The following is a 22816-nucleotide window of genomic DNA, read 5'->3' as shown; positions in this document are numbered from 1 at the left end:
TAAATTAATTGACGCTCACCGTTTAAGTATTTACAATTCTATGTTTCCAGTCGAATGGAGTTTATAGATTGAGTATCAGTTACCCGACAAAGTATGACGTAATAGTTATCGGCGCCGGTCATGCCGGATGCGAAGCGGCTTTGGCCGCTTCAAGGATGGGATGCCGGACGCTTGTCCTGACAGCGAACATAGATACCATCGGGCTTATGTCCTGCAATCCCTCGATCGGGGGCGTCGGCAAGGGGCATCTTGTAAAGGAGATAGACGCGCTCGGCGGAGAGACGGCAAAGGCCGCGGATCATGCCGCGATACAGTTCAGGAGACTGAACACCAGGAAGGGAGCCGCCGTGCAGGCGACAAGAATTCAGGCGGACAGGCAGGCCTACAGGACTTACATGAAAACCGCCCTCGAGTCCCGGAAGAATTTGGATATTAAACAGAGGATGGCCGAAGGGTTTGTGGTTGAGGGCGGCAGGGTCGCGGGTGTGAAAACAACGCTGGGCGAGCATTTCTTCTCGGACGCCGTCGTCGTTACACCGGGCACCTTTCCTAACGGATTGATTCACATAGGTGCGGCGAAGATCTCTTCCGGCCGCGCTGGAGAAGCTGCGGCGACAGGCATATCGGATTCGTTCGGAAGCCTCGGATTCGAGGTCGGCAGATTAAAGACAGGCACGCCCCCCCGGTTCGACGGGAGAACGATCGACTGGGATATGCTGGAGATCCAGCCGGGTGACGAAAACCCGAAGCCGTTTTCATTTTCGAGCGCCCGGATGGAAAGGGAGCAGATACCCTGCTACATCACATATACCAATGAAAAAACTCATAAGGTGATAACCGATAATCTCCATAAATCCCCGCTTTACTCAGGGGAGATAAAGGGAGTGGGTCCCAGGTACTGTCCGTCGATTGAGGATAAAGTCGTCAAATTCAGGGACAAGGAGAGACATCAAATCTTTCTCGAGCCCGAGGGCTCGAACACCTATGAGATTTATCCCAACGGCATCTCGACAAGTCTTCCTCTCGAGGTCCAGTACGAGCTTGTGAGGACAATTGAGGGGCTGTCGAAAGTGGAAATCATGAGGCCCGGCTACGCCGTGGAATACGACTACGTTGACCCTACGCAGCTTAAGCCCACTCTTGAGACCAAGATTGTGGAGAATCTATATTTCGCCGGACAGATAAACGGCACGACCGGATATGAAGAAGCCGCCAGCCAGGGGCTGATTGCAGGCATAAACGCCGCTCTTCGCGTAAAGGGAATGGGGCCTTTCGTGCTCGACCGCTCGGAAGCCTACATAGGCATTATGATCGACGACCTTGTAACAAAAGGGGTGGACGAGCCCTACAGGATGTTCACCTCCCGCGCGGAGTACCGTCTGATTCTGAGAGAGGATAACGCCGATATAAGGCTCGGCAGAAAGGGTTACGAGCTCGGGCTTTTGGACGAGGGAAATTACCGAAGGATCTCCAACAAAAAGGATATTATTGAAAAAGAATTTCTCAGACTGGAAAGCATAAAGGTAATGCCGACTTCAGAAGTAAACGATATTCTCGGAAAACTCGGCTCCTCCCCTTTAAAGAAACCACAGTCCCTGAAAGAAATTCTCAGACGCCCCGAAATTTCTTATAGGGAGCTGGGATTCCTCCAGGCAAACAACGGGCAGGAAATTCCCGATGGAGACTATGTAACGCAGATTGAAATGGAAGTTAAATACGAGGGGTATATTAAAAGGCAGATTGAGCAAATAGACAAGTTCAGGAAACTCGAAAGCCTCGGCATCCCGGAAAGCTTTTCTTATGACAACATCCCCGGATTGTCGAAGGAGATAGTTCAAAAGCTCTCAAAGGTTCGTCCGGGCTCTTTAGGGCAGGCAAGCAGAATATCCGGGATCACTCCTGCGGCCATTTCTGTACTTATGGTTTATTTAAAACGGGGGGAGATTCAAAAGGATGCCGTCGGTCATTCCATTACTTCCTGATCGTCCTCATCTTCAGAATCTGCCAACTCCTGCTCCAGAAGCTCCATCATGTCTTCATAATCTCCGCCTATGTAACCGGAGTTCTCGGGATCTTCGAGCATATCCACCAAATCCTTAATTTTCCTTTTCCCTCTTTTGGGCATTAACGTATCCTCCATCTGTTATTACTCTTTACTTTACCAAACTTATACTATAACACAGACTTTTTGCGATAACGCTTCCAATTCAACTATAAAGAAGCCCTAATTATAAGGCCGCTTTACATGAAATCAATACATTTAATCAAAAGGGTTTCGACAGTTATTTTTCCCCTTCGGCATTTGTTTCATTCAGGAGCTCGAGCATTTTATTTATGTCGTCGGTAGGGAGCTTGCAGATATGGTTCAGACAAACGTACGCCGTGGACTTTCCGTCCATCGCCGACTGGCCTTTGGTGAACTCCGCTATTTTAGTGATCTCGCTTTTATCATTCGCTTCACGGAAAAGGACTACTTTATTCGGGACATACTCCTTTCTCAGAGCTCGCAGCATTTTTTTCGTATCTTCCGTGCCCGGTTCTCCTACGATAACTACTTCGTATGAGGGGCCGATTCCGAAGTCGAGACCCGCCAGCAGCTGCGTATATGCGCTTGGGGCCTGCTCGATTGGTTGCGAAAAAGCGATTCCGAGCTTCGATGCCATACTTTCAAAAGAGGGGTCGCCCGTTATACGCGAAATTTTAAGCAGGTTGAGCATGGCTACTGAATTACCCGAAGGAATAGCGCCGTCATAGATCTCCTTTTGTCTTGCAATCAGCTCCTCAGCGTCTTCCGATGTGAAATAGAAGCCCCCGTTTTCATCGTCCCAAAAGAGTTCCGTCATTATTTTTTGAAGCTCCAGGGCGGCTTCTAAATACCTTATTTCAAACGTGCTCTCGTAGAGCTCAAGGAGTCCCCATATGAAGAAAGAATAGTCATCGATGGTTGCCTGAATGCCCGCTTCCCCTTCCCTGTAACGGTGAAGAAGCCGGCCGTTTTCGTCCCGCATGTCCTTCAATATAAAGTCTGCTGCCCCGCGGGCGGCCTCTGCGTACCGAGGGTCGTCGAAAGCGCTTGCTCCCCCGGAGAGGGCGGCTATCATCAAGCCGTTCCAGTCTGTAAGAATCTTGTCGTCCTTGTGGGGATGCACCCTCTTCTCTCTCGCGTCGAACAGTTTTTTACGCGCGGTTTCTATTCTTTCTTCGAACCGCTCTTCACTGACGCTGTAGGACGAGGCCGCTTCGGATAGAGGTTCTTTGAGGTGAAGTATGTTCTCGCCCGTTTTCTCGCCCGAGGCTTCCTCGCTGAAGTTTCCGGACTCCTCGACACTGTATGTTTTGATAATCAAATCCGCTTCTTCTTTCCCCAGAACTTCCCTGATTTCCTCCGCTGTCCACACATAGAACTTGCCTTCTTCGCCCTCGCTGTCCGCGTCTTCGGCGGAATAAAAACCTCCTCCCGGCGCAGTCATATCCCTCAGCACGTATTCAAATATTTCCCTCGCTGTTTTTTCATATTCCTTTTTCCCGGTTGCCTGCCAGGCTTCGGTGTAGGCCATAGCGAGCATCGCCTGGTCGTAGAGCATCTTTTCAAAATGGGGGAGAAACCATTTGGGATCGGTGGAGTATCGGTGAAAACCGAAGCCGATGTGGTCGTATACTCCGCCGAGACGCATCTCCCTGAGAGATTTTTCAACCATTTGAAGCGCCTGTTCGTCCCCGGTGCGTTTCCAGTACCGGAGCAGGAACAGGTGATTGTGAGGCGTGGGAAACTTGGGAGCGGTGCCGAAACCGCCGTTTGTCTCATCGAATCTGCTTAAAAGCTGATTATAGCCTACGGTAAGCGTTCCTCCGGTGAGTTCTCTGCCCTGAGTGTCCCGAGACACATCCGTCGCTTTTTTTACCGCAGCCGTAATATTGTCTGCGGATTTTAGAACCTCGCCCCTTTGTTTCTCCCAGACTTCTTTAATCCTGGGGACCAGGTCCATCATTCCCACCCGTCCGAACCGGGCCTCCTTGGGTATATAGGTAGCCGCAAAAAAGGGTTTTTTGTCCGGGGTCATCACAATGTTCAGCGGCCATCCGCACCCTCCTTTTGAGAGCATCTGGCATACCGTCATGTAGATGTTGTCTATATCGGGTCTTTCCTCCCGGTCGACTTTTATAGACACGAAGGTTTCATTCATCAGCCTGGCCACTTCGGGGTCTTCGAACGACTCGTGCTCCATTACATGGCACCAGTGGCATGTCGAATATCCTATTGACAGTAGTATCGGTTTATCTTCCCTCAGAGCCTTTTCAAAAGCCTCGTCTCCCCACGGATACCAGTCAACCGGATTATCGGCATGCTGAAGCAGGTAGGGGCTCTTCTCGTCTTTCAATCGGTTTTGATTGCTCATGTTTTTTTCCCCGGAAGCATAGGCTGTTGAGCTGTATAAGATAGTGAGCGCAGGGAATACAGCGGCTATATAAACTATACCGGCCAGCAGGATTAAAATTGAATTTTTTATATTTGTAGTATTCAAGCTCTCGGTACGCGTTCTTCCAATTACCCTATATAACTCAGTTTACTGCCTGCTTTGAGTATTACAAGTATGGATTATCCAGAGGTTGTAGCGGGTTTCCGCTCCCGGTTGGCCTTAAATATCAATAATATGGTTTCTTGGTTATAATTGAGTACTGAATTGCTATGCAAATATTGGAAGAGAAATACTCAGAAATTATTCTGGAGCAAAAATTACTGCTCAAGTCCTTATTTATTGAAATAAAGGAATTATCCGATCCGGAGCTTGAGGGAAAGTTAAAATCGGTACAGGAGAGCGTGGAGAACCTCTTCTCTCTTGTTTTCATCGGCGAGTTCAGCACGGGAAAATCTTCCATAATCAATACCCTTCTTAAACAGCAGGTGCTCCCCGAGGGCATAACCCCCACTACCGATACAATAATCATAATTAGATACGGGGACAATGAGGAAGAACACATTGAAAATGGAAACCGTGTCATATCTCTCGCTCAGGACAGGTTAAAGGGGCTCTTTATAGTTGACACCCCCGGCACAAACGTTACGATCGAGCAGCACGAGCAGCTTACTCAGGAGTTTATCCCGAAGGCCGACATCGTGTTTTTCACGATCGGGGCGGAACGTGCGGTTACCGGAAGCGAAGCGAAGCTTATAAAATTTATCAGGGAGGACTGGTTAAAAAATATAGTTTTCCTCTTAAACAAGATCGATATCGCACGAGACCGGGACGAGCTTGAGACGCTGATACAACACACCGAAAAGGAACTGGAGCGAAAGTTCGGCATAAAGCCGCTTGTTATACCTGTCTCGGCACGACTTGCCTCTCAGGCGATGCACTCTTCCGATTCCGCCTTATACGAGAGAAGCGGATTTGAGAAGCTTGAGGAGTATATATTCAATACACTGGGCGAAGAAGAGCGCATACGGATGAAAATCGGGAGCACCTCGGATATTGCCATAAATTTATGCGCGGAGGCGGAAAATATTCTCGACGGGCATATTGAAAAAATAACCGAAGATACGCAGAAGCTGGCCGAATTCGAGAAGAAGCTTGATTCGATGAAGGAAGAGATAGTGAATAATTCCGCGCAGTTTACAGAGAGGATAAGGAGCAGGCTTCTCGAATTTAAAACGAGAGGTATTGAGTACATAGATGAGCTTATAAGGTTCAGCAACATCCTCAAGCTCACGAGCAAGAAGAAAATAGCCAAAGAGTTCGAGTACCGGGTTTCCCGCCAGACAGTGGCGGAGCTTGAAAAGGACCTCGACGCCATGGTGATCTGGACTGAAAAGTCCGCAAGGAGCCTTCTTGACAGCAGCATAGAGTTTTATAATAAGTCGATAAAGCCTGATTCCTCGGGTGTGAGTGCGGGGTTTATGTACGACAGAACGAGGCTCGTGGACACTGTCAGGTCCGAGCTTGAGAGCAAAAGAAAAGCCGTAGACCCGGCAAGTCTCGGAGGTAATCTGGTTGATTCCGCGAGAGGCGCAGTTGCGTCTGTTCTGGGCGTTCAGGTCGGCTCTCTGGCTGTCGGCGCAGCTGTGGTTTCAGCTTTTTCATCCCTTATTGTCGATATAACCGGGATACTGGCTACGGTAGCCCTTATGGCCACCGCTTTTGCCATTCTCCCTAAGAAGAGAGGAGATGCGATGAAAGAGTTCAGCCAAAAGGTGGACGCGTTGATTGAAGAGCTCATTTCCGGAGTGAGCTCACAGCTCGAAAGGGATTTCAGCGGAATAAAGATACAGGTTATGGACTCTCTTGTCCCTCTCAGGAATTTCTATAAGATGGAAAAAGAGAAATTATCCGAATCCAAGGTACGGGTAGCCGAATTAAAAGCCAAGTTTGCGGAGATCGGCGAGGGCGTGCCGGGTTCTTGATGGCCTTGTATTGCGTATAAGCGGCTCTGGCGACGATTTATAATTCGCTGCCTTCTGTCATCATTATGTTTTTGTATATCTTTTTTATTTCATCCTGGCGGCTGATAATTTCAATTCCCATGTACCATTTTTCCAGGTTGGAGTGATATAACCACTTAATTGTTCCTTCTAATCTCACAGTTTTGTCCCCTGTGTACAGGCTGACGCTTAATTGAAAGTTCGGGGGAAATCCTCTGCTTCCCTCGATTCCGACGCCGTGCTCGGAAATATTAACTATAAAACCGCTGAATCTGAGAATACGGGAATCGGCGGAGGATTTATAATCCAGAAGCCCGTACTTCAGTTTTTTGTAATAGGGAATTCTTGTAGAACGCCTCAGAACGTTAATACATTCGCCGCGACGTTCTGTAAGCTGTCCCAGCTTCAGATCTTTTTCAAATGAGCTGCCGTTATCCACAATCTTTAAATTAAATTATTATTTGACTCTATACAATTGGACTTTGGTTTGTATGTTGCTTATAACTTTCGTCCTGTTTTTGTAAGTCTGGGTGGGAATGTAATTAATTAAAACAGCAAACTATCGGGCAGACTTAAATATCGCCTCCTTACTATAGAAGGCTTAACTACTGTATGCGGATTCAGGGAGGGGGAACCGCAGCAGCTCTGATCCGCTTTAATTCCAAATCTTCATGCATATTATTTAAGGTAGTGTATATTTAAGCGCTTACAGCTATAGAGGCTGTAATTATTTCACGGGAGAAACAGGGTTTTATGAGGAATGAGAATATAAGAAATATAGCTATTATCGCGCACGTCGATCACGGCAAGACCACGCTTGTGGATGCGATGCTCAAACAAAGCGGCGTGTTCCGCGAGAACCAGGTTGTGGAAGAGAGAATCATGGACTCGATGGACCTTGAAAAGGAACGCGGGATAACCATAATGGCCAAGAATACGGCAGTCCTCTATGAGGGCATCAAGATAAACATAGTGGATACTCCGGGGCACGCAGATTTCGGCGGCGAAGTGGAAAGGAGTCTCAACATGGTTGACGGGGCGCTCCTGCTTGTGGACGCGAGCGAGGGGCCGCTTCCGCAGACCCGGTTTGTCGTGAAGAAAGCGCTTCAACAGAAGCTCCCGATCATACTCGTAATCAATAAGATAGACAGAAGCGACGCGCGTCCCGAGGAGGTGATTAACGAGGTTTACGACCTCTTTATCGAGCTCGATGCCGAGGATGACCAGATCGAATTTCCGATAATATACACGAATGCAAAAACCGGTGTGGCCAGGCGGAGCCTGGGAGAGGAGTCGGGCGACCTTGTTCATCTTTTTGAGACGATAGTATCCGCGATACCCGGTCCCGAGGTAGGGGACGGCAACACTACGCAGTTTCTGGTTACAAACCTTGAGTATGATAATTACGTGGGCAGGATCGCGATCGGGCGTCTCACGAACGGCGCGCTCGAGGCGAACCGCGGCTACACACTGTGCGGAGAGGGCTCAAGTACGCCGATCAGGATTTCGGTTCTCTACACATTCAGCGGTTTGCAGAAAACACCCGTCGAAAGGGTCGAAGCCGGCGAAATAGCCGCAATTGCGGGTGAGGACAAGGTGAAGATAGGCGATACGGTTTCGAGCGTTGAAAACCCCGAGCCCCTCAAGCGGATTACCGTGGATGAACCCACAATATCGATGATTTTCTATGTTAACAACGGTCCCGTTGCCGGTAAGGAGGGGAAATTTCTGACCTCCCGTCATCTGAGGGACAGGCTCTTGAGAGAAATGCTCGGGAACGTCGCCATACAGGTAAAGGATACGGAAAGGGCCGACGCCTTCGAGGTCTCGGGGCGCGGAGAGCTTCAGATGGTCGTTCTGATCGAGATGATGAGAAGAGAGGGGTACGAGTTTATGGTCTCAAAGCCCAGGGTGCTGACGAAGCTCGATAACGGCACAGTTACGGAGCCTGTAGAGCGCATATTCGTCGATGTTCCCGAGGCCTATGTAGGAGCCGTGACCGAAACCATATCTTCGAGGAAGGGGCGGATGGTCAACCTTCACAACAGCGGAAACGGAAGAGTGGATATCGAGTTTCTTATTCCGTCACGGGGTCTCATCGGCTTCAGAAGCCAGTTTCAAATAATTACGAAGGGCGCGGGTGTTATTAACGCCCTCTTCGAGGGATACGAGCCTTGGTACGGCCCGATTCCTCAGCGCTCGACAGGGGCGCTTGTCTCGGACAGAAGCGGGAAGGTGACTACCTACGCCTGTCTTTCGATGGTCGATAGAGGAGAGCTGTTTGTCGATGTCGGCACTCAAGTGTTTGAAGGCATGGTCGTGGGTGAGAGGAACAGGAGCGGCGACCTGAACGTCAATATCACAAAAGAGAAGAAACTCACCAACATGAGAAGCTCGACGGCCGAGACACTTGTCGTATTGAGGCCTCCGAGACCGTTGTCACTCGACCAGGCTATAGAGTTTATAGCCGAGGACGAGCTTGTCGAGATTACCCCTTCGAGCACGAGACTGCGTAAATTCGAGCTTGATGCCGTGAAGAGGGCAATCGAATCGAAAAGGGAAAAGAAGCTCGGTCAGTAAAGCCCTCGTTACAATAATGGAAAAGCCTTTCAGTCAATCATGTGAAAATAATAAGGGCCCGATACTCGCTGTTTTAAAGGAAGCCTTTCGGGACTCCTCTCTCGTGCTTGAAATCGGAAGCGGCACGGGACAGCACGCGGTCCACTTTGCCGCCAATCTCCCACACCTCACATGGCAGCCCTCGGATTTGGCCGAGAATATTTCCGGTATGAAGCTTTGGTTCGATGAGGCGAATCTCCCCAACATAAAAGAGCCCGTTGTCCTTAATGTTGCCGACGCCCTCTGGCCTGTAGAGGAGGCGGACGCGGTTTTTTCGGCGAACACGCTCCACATTATGGGGAAGCCCCGGATAAAGTGTATGCTTGAGGGCATAGGATTGAGACTTGAGGGCGGCGGGACGCTCTGCGTATACGGGCCGTTTAACTACGACGGCAAATATACGAGCGAGAGCAATAAAAAGTTCGACGCCTGGCTCCGGAGTCAGAACCCCGAAAGCGCTATCCGTGATTTCGAGTGGGTGAATTCCCTTGCTGAAAGAGAGGGATTAAAACTCGTCAAAGACCACGAGATGCCCGTCAATAACCGGCTGCTGGAGTGGAGGAAAGGGGCATGAGCCTTATGGCAGAATCCTTCGGATAAATCCCATATGTTGAATCAAATGCACATCCTGGGAAGCTCTAAATAAATCACTTGTAATATGAAACGCTAATTGCGGGCGAGGCGGGATTAGAATCTACTACGTAGGGCTTAGGAGAATATCTTTCAATGCCTGAATCCCGAAATACAAATCGCTGCGTAGAGGTGTACTTTGAATGTAATTGCTTGCGTTTTTTATAATAATCATGCCTTTTTCTCTAATGCGGGTGTAAAGAGCATCGGGAAAAATACAATCGCGAAAATAAGGAACGATAATATCCATAATAATTGCGAGACGCCGATCCAAATCAGATAATGGCCTCTGTCAATCAGCGGAAAGAATACTCTTACGATTGCTCCGGCAAGTAAAGCGGCAAAAATCCAGAACACTATTTTCGGAGGGTCAAATACATCTCTTCCCGTATGTCCCAGCGTTACACGGGCCATGAATCCGATAGTCATAACGCCTATACCCCCGTAGGTAAAACTGTGAACGGATAGAAAGCCAGGGATATTAAAATAGAGGGAGAGGAATTTAAGTCCGAACCCGATCACAATCCAGGTGTAAGCGACAAAAAGGACCCAGAGCATAGGCTTGCTCCATATCTTGCCCGAATACCATCCGTATAATCTGATCGAAAAAATTACAACCAGTATTCCCGAAATTACTGAAGCGATTTTGCCGTTTGGGGAAAATAACTCCGTAACGAAAAACAGAACAAAGAACACAATGCCCAGCATATCGATAGCACGCCAGTTCCTGGGGTCGAATTTGAACTTTAGTCCGTTCCGGATAAATATTGGTATCATCCTCCGCCCCATAATTAGAATGAACGATATGATTGCGAAAAGGGCCGAGTACACACCCAAATATTGGCCGTTTGATAATATCCCGAACAGACCCAGATAAAATATAATATTGCCTGCAGTTATGATGGCCAGGTGAGCGGACGGGACCGTTTTGCTCCAGGCTTTAGCGCCTATTATCGGATACGCTACTCTTATAGTAAGAATAATAAGGAACAGGCAGTCCACTACCGCCCCGATTTTCCAGGGGAAACCGGCAATAAAAGTCAGCGAAATCGATACTCTCGCAAGTATCCAGAGAACCACCAGTGAAATGAGTACCGATTTTTTGTTTATAACCACCCCTAACCAGTACTTCTCAACGGTTAATATAAAGCCCGCTATTACTGTCATTGTATAGCCGAATAACATTTCGTGGGCGTGCCACATAGCCGGGGATATATTTTCAAAATTCAGGTTGAGTCGAAAAGTATAGAAAGCCGTCCAGATTGTCATAAAAAATAATGATGATATTGTCGCCAGGATAAAAAACGGTCTATAGGCGGATTCAAACAGCGAAAAAATTTGGTCGTTCTTACCGGTTATTCGTTTCATTGCAATACCCGCATGTATGAGTGAGCGCTCACTCATATTTTACCCTTGTATCTCGTTTTGTAAAGACTTTGTGATTGTAGATTCATGCAAACCTGCATACAGGGATTTATTCCTGGCGCCGGTAAGAAAGCACCTAGAAAGATCGAAACTACCAAACCCGGAGCAATAATGGCTTAAGGGTCACAGTCAGGTCAGACACGCAGTTTTTCATGAACAGCGGTTCATCCATACGCTTTAATATATTCCGAATTCCGTAGGATTTTACGATATTTGACATCCAATCGGGAAATTGATGCTAAATTCCATCTATAATTTTGTGTTCCACTCCGGAACAGTATTTGATATAATATTTATATAAGGAAGAGGATTAAGGGGGGAATAAAATGAGCGTACTTAAAAGCTTGAAAGATTATCTGGATGATAACGGAATAAAGTACAAGGTAATTTCTCATTCTCCGGCTTATACCGCGCAGGAAATAGCTGCTTTGGTGCACGTACCGGGTAAGGAGTTGGCTAAAACGGTGATTGTGAAGGCCGATGAAGGCTATGCAATGGCGGTCTTACCGGCTTCCCGAAAAATAAACTTAGAAGCCCTTAAAGACGTAATGTCTGCAAAACATGTTGAGCTTGCCAAGGAAGAAGAGTTTGGAAAAATGTTCCCTGACTGTGAGGTAGGAGCTATGCCGCCTTTTGGGAATTTGTACGATCTGCCCATTTATGTGGCAAAAGCCTTGTCGGAAGATGAAGAAATCGTTTTTAATGCCGGGACCCATACCGACGCGATAAAGATGAGCTATCAGGATTTGGAGAGGCTTGTTAAACCCGTTATTGCGGATTTTTCAGAACAGATGAACTGATATGATCTGTCAAACCCTGACCGGTGAGTTTTTTGCGTGACATAATACAGAAGCACCCGTATACTCCAGTTACAAAAGGACGGGATGCCGAAACATTATATGGGCTGACAAAAAAATAACACGATTAGCTTCACGGGCGCTTTCGTAGCCTTTCCGTATACCGGTTTTATCAGTCGATGAATCTCCGGCAATAAAATTAAGAGATCTATTCGTTCACTTCCGCGAGCACCGCTTTTACCTCGCCCGTCTTATTCTTATCGAAATTCGGATTCGTCACCAGGACAAGCTGTAAGTATTTCTTTGCCTCCTCCATATTCCCCAGTTTGTAGTAAATCATTCCTGCGTGGTAGTAGAGAAGGGCGTCCTCGGTACCTAGCCTTAACGACTTGTTTATAGCTTCTTCAGCCTTGTTGAGCTCGCCGAGCTTGTAATAGACCCAGGCCAGAGTGTCATAGGCATAAATATCTTCAGTATTTTCAGAGTCGTGCAACGAAAGCTCCAATGCGTGATCCAGATTTTTATTATTATCTGCGTAGAAGAGGGCGAGCTCTCTTGAATGCCCTTTTATGCCGTCGTGAATAATCTCCTCATATCTTTTCTCGGCCTTCGTGTACAGGCTGTCGGCTCTTTCTTGGTCGCCCAGATTTTCATAGATATTTCCAAGGGCGATATAAAATTGAGGTTTCGGGTTCATCGTGAGTGTTTCTTCATAGAGTTCGGCGGCCCTATCGAAATTGTCTCTTATGGCATTTACCTCGGCAAGGTGCTCGAGCGCGAGATAGTAGTCTTTGTAAATCAGAAGGGCTTCCTTGTAATATTCCTCGGCAGTTGTGAGCTCCCCAGTGTTTAAATACATGGAGCCAAGCATGACTTTGGACCAGGCTAGATTTTCTTCGGGCAAGTTTTGCCTCCGGGCGAGCTCGATGGATTTTTTCATAGCCCTGATTGCCCCTTCTCTGTCTCCGTTCAGTTCTTTTATCTGAGCGATACGGCTTAATGAGTAAAAGCCGGGGTCCAGTCTGGACATTATTTCGTAAGCCCTATCCGCACCCTCATACATTCCGAGCTCCAGATAGGCGTCGCCCAGAACACCGTACGGCGTGCTCTTTTCGGGTCTTAACTCTATTGCTTTTTTCGCGTGATCAATCGTTCTATGGAAGTCGTGCTTGTAGGAGCTTATCTGCCCCAAATATATGTATGAGGCGTAAGCCTCGGGATAGAGCTCTAGCGCTTTATTGAGCGCTTCTTCAGCCTCGTTGTAAGGAGCTATCCGGCCGACCTCCCTGCCTTTTTGGATATATACCTCTCCGAGCTTCACATAGTTGTAATAATCATCCGGGTTTTGTTTAATTTTTTCTTTGTAGAACTCAATCTTGGCGTCCGCGGGACTCGTTCTGACTTTCTGATTCACGGCCTCAAGGGAATGTCCGCCTTCGTGCGCGTGGGAATAATTAGTAGTGAATGGGACTGCTATAAAGAACCAAAGCAAAAATGTGAACGCCCTTACCATTTCTAACCTCCTGTTTATTATTCTGCCGCTTAAAAGAATCAGGCAAAGGAGGGTTCGTACCCTCCCTTCGCCATGATTTGAATTGTCAATCTACAGGGCATACACCATCATCGGTGCCCGTACATCCGAACTCACCCGGATCGACGTGACGGCTGTTCCGTCCGTCGTGTGGATAATTCAGGTAAGGAAATGAAGTTCTGTACGGTTGAATATCATTAACATTAACCCCGTCGCCAATTCTGTTATGCGGGAAGGTGTTGAAGTCGGGATTCAGCACACCTACCGCAGCGCGAGATACTATGTCAATAACATCGTCAACCACACGACGCCCGTTAGGGAATCCTGCAGGGTCGTCGTTGGTCTCATCTTCGTCGAGTACGGTGAGAAAGCCCAGCCTGCTCTGCTGGTCGGGCGGTGTCGGGGGAACGCCAGTGTTTAATCTCAACAGGTCAGCGATTGGTCCCGCAGACGTTCCTTCGGGCGCTATTGGCGGAGCATATTGAACCAATGGAATAAGATCGAGCCTCGGAACATCGGGTATAGGCAGAATATTAGGGCCGAATAACGCCTCATATACGGAGTTTAATACACGGGCAATCACCGGATCGAGAAAGAAGTCCTGGAAGATTGAATCATTTTCAGGCTGAGACATGCTGAATTCATCTTTAAAACCGATCCCTATAATAAGCTCATTGATTAAAGGGTTGGCCATTCTCTGAATCTGAGTGAACTTCTTTGAGAGCTGGGGTGCTTCTCCCGGACCTCTGAAAAATTTCCTCGTCGGTCTGGAGCTTGTTCCCCACATGCCTATTGTGGATTCAGGTTCGGATGCAGCGTGCTTTTCCCCGTCGCTCGTCAAAAGTTCTATAGGAACTTCGATAGCTATCGCGTTTACGTTATAGCCTGAGAATTCGTCAGATGCGTAATTATTAAAGTCGTCTGCATCCTGCTCGTCTGTCAGCACTCCCTGAACAACGAATCCCTGTGTTCTGAAGTTAAACGAGTCAAACGCGGCTCCGAGGTCAAGCCAGAAAGGGTCATCAACCGTTCCGGCAAAAACGCTAATGCCGTCCTCAACTTCATATACGCCCTGCTCAAAGAGTGAAGGATAATCAGGCATTGTCCTGGGTCCGGCGTTTGTCGGAACTTTAAAAAGAGGACCGCCCGTTACTTTTTTAAGAACCGTGCGTTCCTTGCCCCTTACCATTGTTACGGTGTAGGACTGTCTCAGGCCGAGTCCCTCAGAGCCGGGACCGTCAAGGGCTGTTATCGCAGGCGGCACCACAGGCTGCCCGGCTGTTGGATTCCCGTCCAGATCGTCGGGAGCATTATCCGGCGCGTTAACACCGCCAAGAGCGCCTACGTATGCTGTAAAAACGTTCGGAAGCCTGATTTCGTTCTGAAACCGGAACTCAAAGACTATGTCTTCGACCGCGTCATGGTCGTTATCAACCCTGATCGCGTAAAGTATCTCCGGGTCGAACGGGAAATAAGTAGGGCCGTTTCCCGGCTCCAGAAAAGGGTCGTAGGTTACGATCATCGTAACTTTATCGGAAGCGTTGGGATCTTCCGGATCGTAACTTACAAATGCAAACACATCCGGAATATCAGCCTCGTCGTCTATTGCGGTGATTGGCGCCTCTCTGTGATTAGCGCCTTCCGCTATCGGCTGAAAGGATATAGCGGAAATAAACAAACCCGCTATTAATAATGTAAACACTGTTAATACTCGTGAAATGCTCATAATTCTTACCTCCTTTGATTTTAAATTCGCATATATATACGGAGACAAAAGAGGCTTGGAGCACATTCATGTACGAATTTAATTAATATATGCTATCTATATTAGAAAGTATTAATTGATAATATATTAAACGGCTGCCCGGACGGACAGCCGTTTACAAATTAAATTTATGATGAGAAGGGGAATCTTGCGGATGGTTAACGATACACTTATGTGCTTCGGCTTGAGTTTAACAGTCTAAATATTGTGGCGATTGGATATGATTATTCCTCTACAAACTCGAGTGCCGCTGAGTTTATGCAATATCTGAGGCCCGTCGGCTCAGGCCCATCGTTGAACACATGCCCTAAATGCTCGCCGCATTTGCTTAAAACCTCCGTGCGCTCGAACCCCAGATCGTAGTCGGGTTTTAGTATAACTGCGTCTGCTGAAACGGGCTTCCAAAAACTTGGCCATCCGGTCCCCGAATCGTACTTACTGTCGGAATGAAATACAGGCTCTTTACAACCGGCCGTAACATAGACACCCTTTTTCTCATTATAGATAAGATCGCCTGAGAAAGCCTTCTCCGTGCCTTTCTCCCAAATTACTTTATATTGAGACGGGGTCAGCTTCTTCTTCCATTCTTCTTTCGTTAGCCCTATCACGCCCTCCGGCAGATTATCGTCCGCAATATTTTCAGCAGTAGCCTCAACCACTTTTACGGAGCCTGTCGAAGTCTTATTTTGTGTAAGAAAATAGATTAAGCCAACGCTAAAAATGACCGATACTACTATTACCTGTATTACTTTCTTGCTCATAACTTATCTCCTCGAAATTTTTTGTTTTTAAAGAAGGCGCTTTCGATGTGAACGAAAGCGCCCCTTTTTTATGAACCAATTTTTTAGTTTGGCAGAAGAACAGCATCTACAACCTGAATAACTCCGTTTGACTGAATTACATCGTAGGTTGATATACTCGCCACGTTTCCTTTCTCATCCTTGATAAGGATGTTGTGAGGACCGTTCATCCAGGCTGTCAGCGTATCGCCGCTTACGGTTTTCAGCTCGGCCTTTCCGTCGTTTGCGTTAATTTTTTCAGCAAGCTGATCGAACGTAAGACGACCGGGCACGACATGATAGGTAAGCACCTTGGTCAGCGTGTCCTTATTCTCCGGCTTGAGAAGGGTCTCGACCGTTCCGTCCGGAAGGTTCTCGAACGCGTCATTCGTCGGAGCAAACACTGTGAACGGTCCCGGACCTTTAAGCGTTTCTACCAATCCCGCAGCCTGAACCGCGGCTACAAGTGTTGTGTGATCGGCTGAATTAACGGCATTGTCCACGATGTCCTTTGTCGGATACATCGCCTCGCCGCCTACCATTACGGTAGTGTCGGCATATGCGGTTAATCCGGCTATTGTAAAAACTGCCGCCATTACAGGCAGCATTAAAAACTTTTTAAATATCTTGTGCATTTAAGCACCTCCTCTGTTTTTTTTCACATATGTATACGCTGATTTTTACAATTTGGATCTTTAAAAATAATAATCGTCCAAAGGAGTAATAATTTGGGTAATAAGGGCTAAGTTGCCATTGGCATTTTTGATGGCGGATATATCTTGCGTATAAAAGATGGGAACGGATTCTTAATTATGATATTTATAAAGAGGGGCGGGAAGCCGGTTCTCAAAAGAGGCGCGGCTTCCCTCCGGGGGGTATGGGTTATGATTTTTGGGTAGAAGACAGCCTGACGCCAAAAACTGTAAAACTGTCGTCTTCACTCGAATTATCGGAAACCTTCGAGTTCGATTCAACACTCTCGCCTTTAGGGCTAATGTAGAAACTGATAAAATCCTTCTCTACCTTGCCGCCTTTTGCCTGGCTACTAACTTCGGATTTAACTACCGGAGTTTTTACACCAAAAGCATGTATGTCGGCGAATGATACAGACGGTAATACGAGCGCTAGACTCAAAGCCGCGATTGCTAATAGCTTTCTCATTTTTCTTGCCTCCTTATAAATTTTATTCATGTCCGACCGGGTTATGAATATGTTTTCCCTAGATTACGTGGATATACCGGCCTTGGATCACTTCTTTTGGTGAAAAAAGAAATTTATATAAGGTGAGCCTGGCGGTTATTAAGGACTTTCACCAAAGGGAGCCCCACTGTCTGGGAGTTAAAATATTACTATGCAAAATCTATTTATGTCGAGTTTACAAAATGGAACTTATGTGGCGGGCAACATTTCATTTTCTTCGGAAGACTGGACAAGGAGAAGGCAACCGTTTTCTGAATATATACTATCGTGAACGCTGTGCGCTTCGGCTCTGATATAATCACCCTTGCTGAAAGCCTTTCCCCCCGTGTGTAAGTCACCTTCTATTACATAGCACTCTTCGGCTTCCGTGTGTACGTGGTCGGGAAAAGTAGCTCCGGCGTCCATTTTTACAAGCACTGTAGCATACTTACGTTCAGGGTCCTCATAAAGCTGTTTTACCTTAACTCCTTTGACGACTTCGGCCCACTCTCCTTCGTCTGCCCTTACGTATAGAAATCCGCTTTGTTCCTCACTCACTCTCTTTTTTTTTTCAATTTGACCGAGTAAGCGTTTCTCTAAACCCTCCGGCTCTTTCAAGGGCTCGGTGTTATAGGAAATGTCGTTCACGATATCTTTGAAGTATTGAAGATGGGCGTTCGCCGCGACTTCGTCTTTTAGCAGGGCTTCGAACTCTGCTTTTTCCTCTTCACTCAACACGCCTAGAGCGTAGGAAGCAGCTAAATTCTGAATTTCTTCGTCAGTGTATTTTTGTGACATGTTCCGACTCCACTCCCGCATTTTTAATTATATTCTTTAATTTAACCATTGCAACTCTGATAGTGCTCTTTACCGATCCTACGGGTATTCCGACTCTTTCCGCTATCTCGCTGTGACTGAACTGGTGATAATATGATAGCTCGATTACTTCCTTCTGTTTAGGGGTAAGCTGAGATATTGCGCCTCGGACAAGCATTCTTTTCTCGCCGGCAATGCATGAGTCCTCGGGGGTGCCTTTACCCTTTATCATATTTTCATCGATATGCTCGTTTATACTGACCGTCCTGGCGTTTTTTCTAATTTTGTCGATCGAGCGGCTCCTTGTGATCATCAGAAGCCAGCTTAACGGTTGACTCAGCTCAGGGTCATATTGAGACGCGTTTTTCCATATATACATGAATACCTCAAGCGCTACTTCTTCAGCTTCTTCGGCGTTGAAGATTATCCTGTGTGACATTCCATATACAAGCCTGACCGTTTTTTTATAAAATTTCCTCATAGCTTCTTCGTTGCCCAGAGAAATCTGCGCAAGCAATAATTTCAAGTCCCGCTCTTCACTTGAATGCTCTGAACGCGACTCGGCCCTGTCGGGATTCATAGTGGCAACTCCTTTCTCATAGTTCATCTCGTCTTTATTCCCTCCCAATTTCGAATTGACCAAATCAATTTCATACCCTGTACAAATTGTCTGACAATTTATCTCTAAGAAACAGTCTCGCCCTACGAATCCTGGATTTAACTGCGGATAGGCTTATCCCTAATATTTCCCCGATTTCCACACTGGTAAGTCCTTCTAAATCACTGAGATGAAATACTACTCTATTTATTTCAGGCATCTCGCTAATCGCTTTTTCTATTTTTCCCTTCTGCTCTCTTCTCATTACGATATCATCCGGTATAGAGCTCCAATCTTGTAGTTCTGCTCCATGCGCATATCCGGTTTTATCATATGTTTCTAAATTCTCCAGACTTAATTGCTGCTGGTATTTTTTTTCTTTCCTGAGATAAAGAAAACTCACCGTTGTAGCAACTCTATATAGCCAGGTGGAGAATCTTGCCTCTTGACGAAAGGTATGGAGCTTTTCCACTAGTGTGAGAAAGACCTCCTGAAGAACGTCGTCAGCGTTTCTCATATCATGCGTAATTCTGAACGCAAGCCTGTGAATCTTCCAGCCATAGCGATCAACGATTTCATTAAACGCCTCTTCATCTTCATTTTCGAGATAGCGTGTAACAAGTTCCTCATCAAACAACTCTTTATAATCTATAAATGTAATATCATCCGGGTACTCCTTCTCAGACGATTCGAATATAGAGGCTTCACCGCTACTAATCGAGTCATAGTTGTAAGCTAATTGCCGGTTATTTTGTATAGGATCGATCAAGCTATCATTACTCATATCACATCTCCTTTTTTCACTGATATCAGATTTTCCAGGAGCTTCTCGATAAACATCGGACAATTAACGATCCGCAACTTCTCGTCATTTATACTCTCCAGCATTTTTACTCCATTGGGATCAATATAAGAAACTCCCGCGAAATCCAATATTACAGTCTTGTTTTTTTTATCCTTATGGATCAAACATTCATCTTTTAAAGTTGATACACATGTACCGACCAATTTTCCGTCCAGTCTCAATCTTGTAGTTTCTAAATCCAGATATGTTAATGTGATTCTTAGCACTTTCGGCAACCTCGCACGTGATTTAAATGTTTTTACAATTTAATATGTGCAAGGGCTGTGCCAGATATCGTAAAGCGGCGCAATCCTGCTTTAAGTGGCTGGGATCATAGGATTTTGTTGATGAGGTTTACAAGTTAGTATTAAGTTCTGCGTACTGATACTTACGACATATCGAGGAATTGCGTTATTTCATAATTATATGGTTTTACTAGAGTAGTTTTACTTCCTTTTTTATGCCTAATTTACCCATCCGGCTTCTGAGCGTGCTAGGATTTATACCCAGTATGTGAGCGGCTCCCTTCTCTCCGTGAATTTGCCAGTTGCATTTATTCAATACCATTATGATATGCTCACGTTCAAGGCTTTCCAAAGATAAAGATTCATCCTCCCTTGATGTAGGTTCAGGTAATGATCCAACAAGGGTTTTATCTATATTGAGTGTTTCATTCGTTGAAACAATGACTGCCCTTTCAACTATATTTTCTAATTCCCTGATGTTTCCCGGCCAGGAATAATTCTTCAAACTCTCGATATCTTCCTCACTAACTGACTTTATTTCTTTACCCATTTTATTTGCATATTTTTGTGTGAAGTACATGGTAAGAACGGGAATATCTTCTCTGCGTTCACTGAGCGCCGGAAGAGTTATTGGAAACACGTTTAAACGGTAATACAGGTCCGCACGAAATTTCCCTTCCTTTACCGCGGTCTCCAGGTTTCTGTTAGTCGCGGCTATTACCCGGACATCCACTTTACGTGTCTCATTACTTCCGACCCGCTCAAACTCCCTTTCCTGAAGTACTCTAAGGAGTTTGGCCTGCGCATCAAGTGGCAGGTCCCCCAACTCATCAAGGAATATAGTGCCTCCGTCCGCGAGCTCGAATTTCCCTATTTTCCTAGTGAGCGCTCCAGTGAACGCGCCCTTTTCATGCCCGAATAATTCACTTTCAATTAAACCGGAAGGAATCGCGGGACAGTTCACTTTAATTAAAGTCATTTGTTTTCTCGAACTGAGATTATGGATGGCTCTTGCGATTCGCTCCTTCCCCGTTCCTGTATCTCCTCTAATTAGTACAGTTGAATCAGTATTTGCAACCATCTCGACTTGACGCAGAACCTCTTTTAGAACTTTACTCTCACCAATTATTTCTTCAAAGTTATGCTCGGTTTTTATCTCTTCTTTAAGGTATATATTCTCCGACTCGAGTCTCTTCTTTAGCTTGTTCAGCTCGTTCAATGCTTTTTCAAGGTCGTCGGCCTGCTTTGCGTTACTGACTGCTATTTCGATTTGATTGGATACTATTTCCATTAACTCCAGTTCTGCTTTATCAAAAGAATTCTTCTTGAGTGAGGTTAAGTTTATAACTCCTATGTTTTTATTCTCGAATTTTATGGGCATAGATAAGTAACTATTTATTCCTAATTCTCTCCCCGACGGACCGATGAACTCGTCCTTCTCCGTATCAGGGCAATACCGTGGGGTACCGTCGATGATCACTTTCCAGGTAAAACCTTTGGGGTAGGGGACTCTCCCCGCCCTTTGAATATACCAGTCAGGTGTACCCCTCGATGCTTTGATTACGGCCTCGTCCCCCTCAACGTTGTAGATGGATACTTTATCCACGTCTTCCAGGTTGTTTATCAGCGACTCAACCGCGTTTTCATATACTTCTTGTATATCTATAGATTGGTGAACGCTTTTAGTGACGGAGTTTATAATCTCTTCATGTTTACTTTTTTTAGAAAGTTGCTTGTTACTGAGCCTGAGTGATTCCTCAGCAATCATACGCTCCAGTTCAGAGCCTGCACGGATCGCGAATAATTGTAATATGGAAAAGTGTTTCGAGATTTCCTTAAACGGCTTATCATGAAATACCGCTAGATGACCTATGACGCTTCCTTTACTGTTACTAAGCGGGATCCCTAAGTAGCCCTGAGCGTCAAATTTCTTCAGGTCCTCGTCAGCGGGGAAGAGTTCGGCAACTTTTTCGTTGTAGCAGCAAAATTCACCCGAAATTACCTTCTCGCATGGGGTTCCTTCTAAGTCGTATTCAAAATTTTCTCCATATTTGGATTTGCTCCAGAAAGCAAGCGTTCTTACCTTCTTCTTATTTGAATTAATACATTTGGAAACGAACGCGTATTTTACATCCAGGGAGGATGCCATATTCCTTATAAGTACGCGGAAAAAATCAACGCCTGTTACAGAAGCGGTCTTTTCTACCAGTGTTTTAAGCGATTGCTCGACGACTTTTCGATCTGTAATGTCAAGCCAAGTGCCGACTATTTCCTTAGGCTCGGTGTTTTCCGCGGTTATCAGGACGGCTTTGTCGAGGAACCAACGGTATGTACCGTCAGCGCATTTCCATCTGTATTCAAGTTCAAAGTTCTCCTTTGAAAGAACTTCTTGCATCTCGTCTAATGCTTGTTGCTTATCTTCGGGATGTATTCTAGAGTGCCAAAACTTATTGTCAGCAATGAATTTATCGGCTTCAAACCCGGTTATATGTTTGATGTTCTCACTTATATAGAGGGCGCCAAAGTCTCCATAAGCCTTGGTTGCATACATAGCGACGGGAATTGATTTAAGAATTAAGGACTGCCGTAGCTCACTTTCTCTTAGAGCGTCGTCAGATGTTCTTTTGTCTTTAGCTTTATTACTTTTATTCACCATACCAAGATTGAGTCTTTACAATAATGCGATTTTATACATCGTACCATTTATTTTATTAAACCAATAGATTCGGATAATACTTCCTGCATGCTGATTATGATTTCAAACGGGCGCAGATCCACTGTCATTTGCGCCCGTTTGATGTTTCTAGATATTTTACAAATCGGCAGGGGACTTGTCTTTTATCTCAGTCCAGTTTGCATCTGCTTTGGTTATGTTTCCAGGTATATCCTTGTTCCATTCTTTCTGAATATTTTTATCCAGATTCAGGTAGAGCTTTCCGTCAACGATCTTCCAGACTTGGGGGTCGCCAACAAACTTCTTGTTTACGGAGACTCCGAATGCGCACCATCCCCCGTAGGCGGGAAGATACTTTTCGGGGTTCTTCTCGAATGCGTTCTTATTCTCCTCATTCGCGAATAAATAGGTTACGCCTTCATAAACCACTAGGTTATTACCGTCTCCCCTTACCGGTTTTCCTTCCGTATGATACGACACGAGGTCATATCCCAAT

General features: G+C 46.1%; 20 protein-coding genes. 5 read left to right on the top strand and 15 right to left on the bottom strand.

Annotated features, from left to right (window positions below; translation table 11 throughout):
• The first annotated feature begins 68 nt into the window (after positions 1-68).
• Positions 69-1982, top strand: coding sequence for a tRNA uridine-5-carboxymethylaminomethyl(34) synthesis enzyme MnmG (gene mnmG / locus RIG61_12080; protein ID MEQ9619895.1), 1914 nt, complete (start codon positions 69-71; stop codon positions 1980-1982).
• Here the strand turns inward: mnmG and RIG61_12075 are convergent.
• Both RIG61_12075 and RIG61_12070 read right to left on the bottom strand, forming a co-directional pair.
• The gene (locus RIG61_12075) at positions 1964-2125 is read right to left on the bottom strand and encodes a hypothetical protein (protein MEQ9619894.1); all 162 of its coding nucleotides are present in this window, start codon (positions 2123-2125) and stop codon (positions 1964-1966) included. The two genes, mnmG and RIG61_12075, sit on opposite strands and share 19 nt — an antisense overlap.
• Positions 2126-2282: 157 nt before the next feature.
• Positions 2283-4397 carry a thioredoxin domain-containing protein gene (locus RIG61_12070; GenBank protein MEQ9619893.1) on the bottom strand — a complete coding sequence of 705 codons (2115 nt, stop codon included), beginning with the start codon at positions 4395-4397 and terminating at the stop codon, positions 2283-2285.
• Between the two features lie 290 nt (positions 4398-4687).
• On the opposite strand from RIG61_12070, the gene RIG61_12065 reads away from it, so the two are divergent.
• Positions 4688-6400, top strand: coding sequence for a dynamin family protein (locus RIG61_12065; protein MEQ9619892.1), 1713 nt, complete (start codon positions 4688-4690; stop codon positions 6398-6400).
• Between the two features lie 37 nt (positions 6401-6437).
• Here the strand turns inward: RIG61_12065 and RIG61_12060 are convergent, their stop codons facing one another.
• Entirely contained in the window at positions 6438-6857 is a 420-nt protein-coding gene (locus RIG61_12060) for a PilZ domain-containing protein (protein MEQ9619891.1), read from the bottom strand.
• Between the two features lie 314 nt (positions 6858-7171).
• Here RIG61_12060 and typA point away from each other — a divergent pair, with 314 nt between their 5' ends.
• Positions 7172-8998, top strand: a complete 1827-nt coding sequence (gene typA / locus RIG61_12055; protein MEQ9619890.1) for a translational GTPase TypA — start codon at positions 7172-7174, stop codon at positions 8996-8998.
• Positions 8999-9014: 16 nt separating this feature from the next.
• Positions 9015-9611, top strand: coding sequence for a DUF938 domain-containing protein (locus RIG61_12050; GenBank protein ID MEQ9619889.1), 597 nt, complete (start codon positions 9015-9017; stop codon positions 9609-9611).
• A 227-nt stretch (positions 9612-9838) separates the two neighbouring features.
• On the opposite strand, the gene RIG61_12045 is transcribed toward RIG61_12050, so the two are convergent.
• Positions 9839-11035, bottom strand: a complete 1197-nt coding sequence (locus RIG61_12045; protein MEQ9619888.1) for an NnrS family protein — start codon at positions 11033-11035, stop codon at positions 9839-9841.
• A gap of 383 nt (positions 11036-11418) precedes the next feature.
• Between RIG61_12045 and RIG61_12040 the strand changes: the two genes are divergently transcribed.
• Positions 11419-11892: a YbaK/EbsC family protein gene (locus RIG61_12040; protein ID MEQ9619887.1), complete on the top strand. Its 474-nt coding sequence runs from the start codon at positions 11419-11421 to the stop codon at positions 11890-11892.
• A gap of 205 nt (positions 11893-12097) precedes the next feature.
• Here the strand turns inward: RIG61_12040 and RIG61_12035 are convergent, their stop codons facing one another.
• The 11 genes from RIG61_12035 to RIG61_11985 form a co-directional block, all read right to left on the bottom strand.
• Positions 12098-13402 (bottom strand): tetratricopeptide repeat protein, encoded by a 1305-nt coding sequence (locus RIG61_12035; protein MEQ9619886.1) that lies wholly within the window; start codon positions 13400-13402, stop codon positions 12098-12100.
• A gap of 85 nt (positions 13403-13487) precedes the next feature.
• Positions 13488-15146: a DUF4331 domain-containing protein gene (locus tag RIG61_12030; protein ID MEQ9619885.1), complete on the bottom strand. Its 1659-nt coding sequence runs from the start codon at positions 15144-15146 to the stop codon at positions 13488-13490.
• Positions 15147-15409: 263 nt separating this feature from the next.
• The gene (gene msrB / locus RIG61_12025) at positions 15410-15946 is read right to left on the bottom strand and encodes a peptide-methionine (R)-S-oxide reductase MsrB (protein ID MEQ9619884.1); all 537 of its coding nucleotides are present in this window, start codon (positions 15944-15946) and stop codon (positions 15410-15412) included.
• 83 nt (positions 15947-16029) lie between these two features.
• Positions 16030-16560: a fasciclin domain-containing protein gene (locus tag RIG61_12020; GenBank protein MEQ9619883.1), complete on the bottom strand. Its 531-nt coding sequence runs from the start codon at positions 16558-16560 to the stop codon at positions 16030-16032.
• Between the two features lie 286 nt (positions 16561-16846).
• Positions 16847-17125 (bottom strand): hypothetical protein, encoded by a 279-nt coding sequence (locus tag RIG61_12015; protein ID MEQ9619882.1) that lies wholly within the window; start codon positions 17123-17125, stop codon positions 16847-16849.
• 228 nt (positions 17126-17353) lie between these two features.
• Positions 17354-17941 carry a cupin domain-containing protein gene (locus RIG61_12010; protein ID MEQ9619881.1) on the bottom strand — a complete coding sequence of 196 codons (588 nt, stop codon included), beginning with the start codon at positions 17939-17941 and terminating at the stop codon, positions 17354-17356.
• The gene (locus RIG61_12005) at positions 17922-18566 is read right to left on the bottom strand and encodes a sigma-70 family RNA polymerase sigma factor (GenBank protein ID MEQ9619880.1); all 645 of its coding nucleotides are present in this window, start codon (positions 18564-18566) and stop codon (positions 17922-17924) included. Before RIG61_12005 ends, RIG61_12010 begins: the two co-directional genes overlap by 20 nt.
• Positions 18567-18609: 43 nt before the next feature.
• Positions 18610-19341, bottom strand: coding sequence for a sigma-70 family RNA polymerase sigma factor (locus RIG61_12000; protein ID MEQ9619879.1), 732 nt, complete (start codon positions 19339-19341; stop codon positions 18610-18612).
• Complete coding sequence (locus tag RIG61_11995) at positions 19338-19628, bottom strand: STAS domain-containing protein (GenBank protein ID MEQ9619878.1); 291 nt, start codon at positions 19626-19628, stop codon at positions 19338-19340. Before RIG61_11995 ends, RIG61_12000 begins: the two co-directional genes overlap by 4 nt.
• A gap of 208 nt (positions 19629-19836) precedes the next feature.
• Complete coding sequence (locus tag RIG61_11990; GenBank protein MEQ9619877.1) at positions 19837-22302, bottom strand: sigma 54-interacting transcriptional regulator; 2466 nt, start codon at positions 22300-22302, stop codon at positions 19837-19839.
• Positions 22303-22458: 156 nt separating this feature from the next.
• Positions 22459-22816 (bottom strand): YHS domain-containing (seleno)protein (locus RIG61_11985; GenBank protein MEQ9619876.1); only part of this gene is annotated, 358 nt, incomplete at its 5' end.

It is taken from the genome of Deltaproteobacteria bacterium (assembly GCA_040223695.1).
In the GTDB taxonomy this organism is placed as follows: Bacteria; Desulfobacterota_D; UBA1144; order Nemesobacterales; family UBA2774; genus JAVKFU01.
Note: the sequence above shows the minus strand (reverse complement) of the source record. Positions and strands in the feature narration are given on the sequence as shown.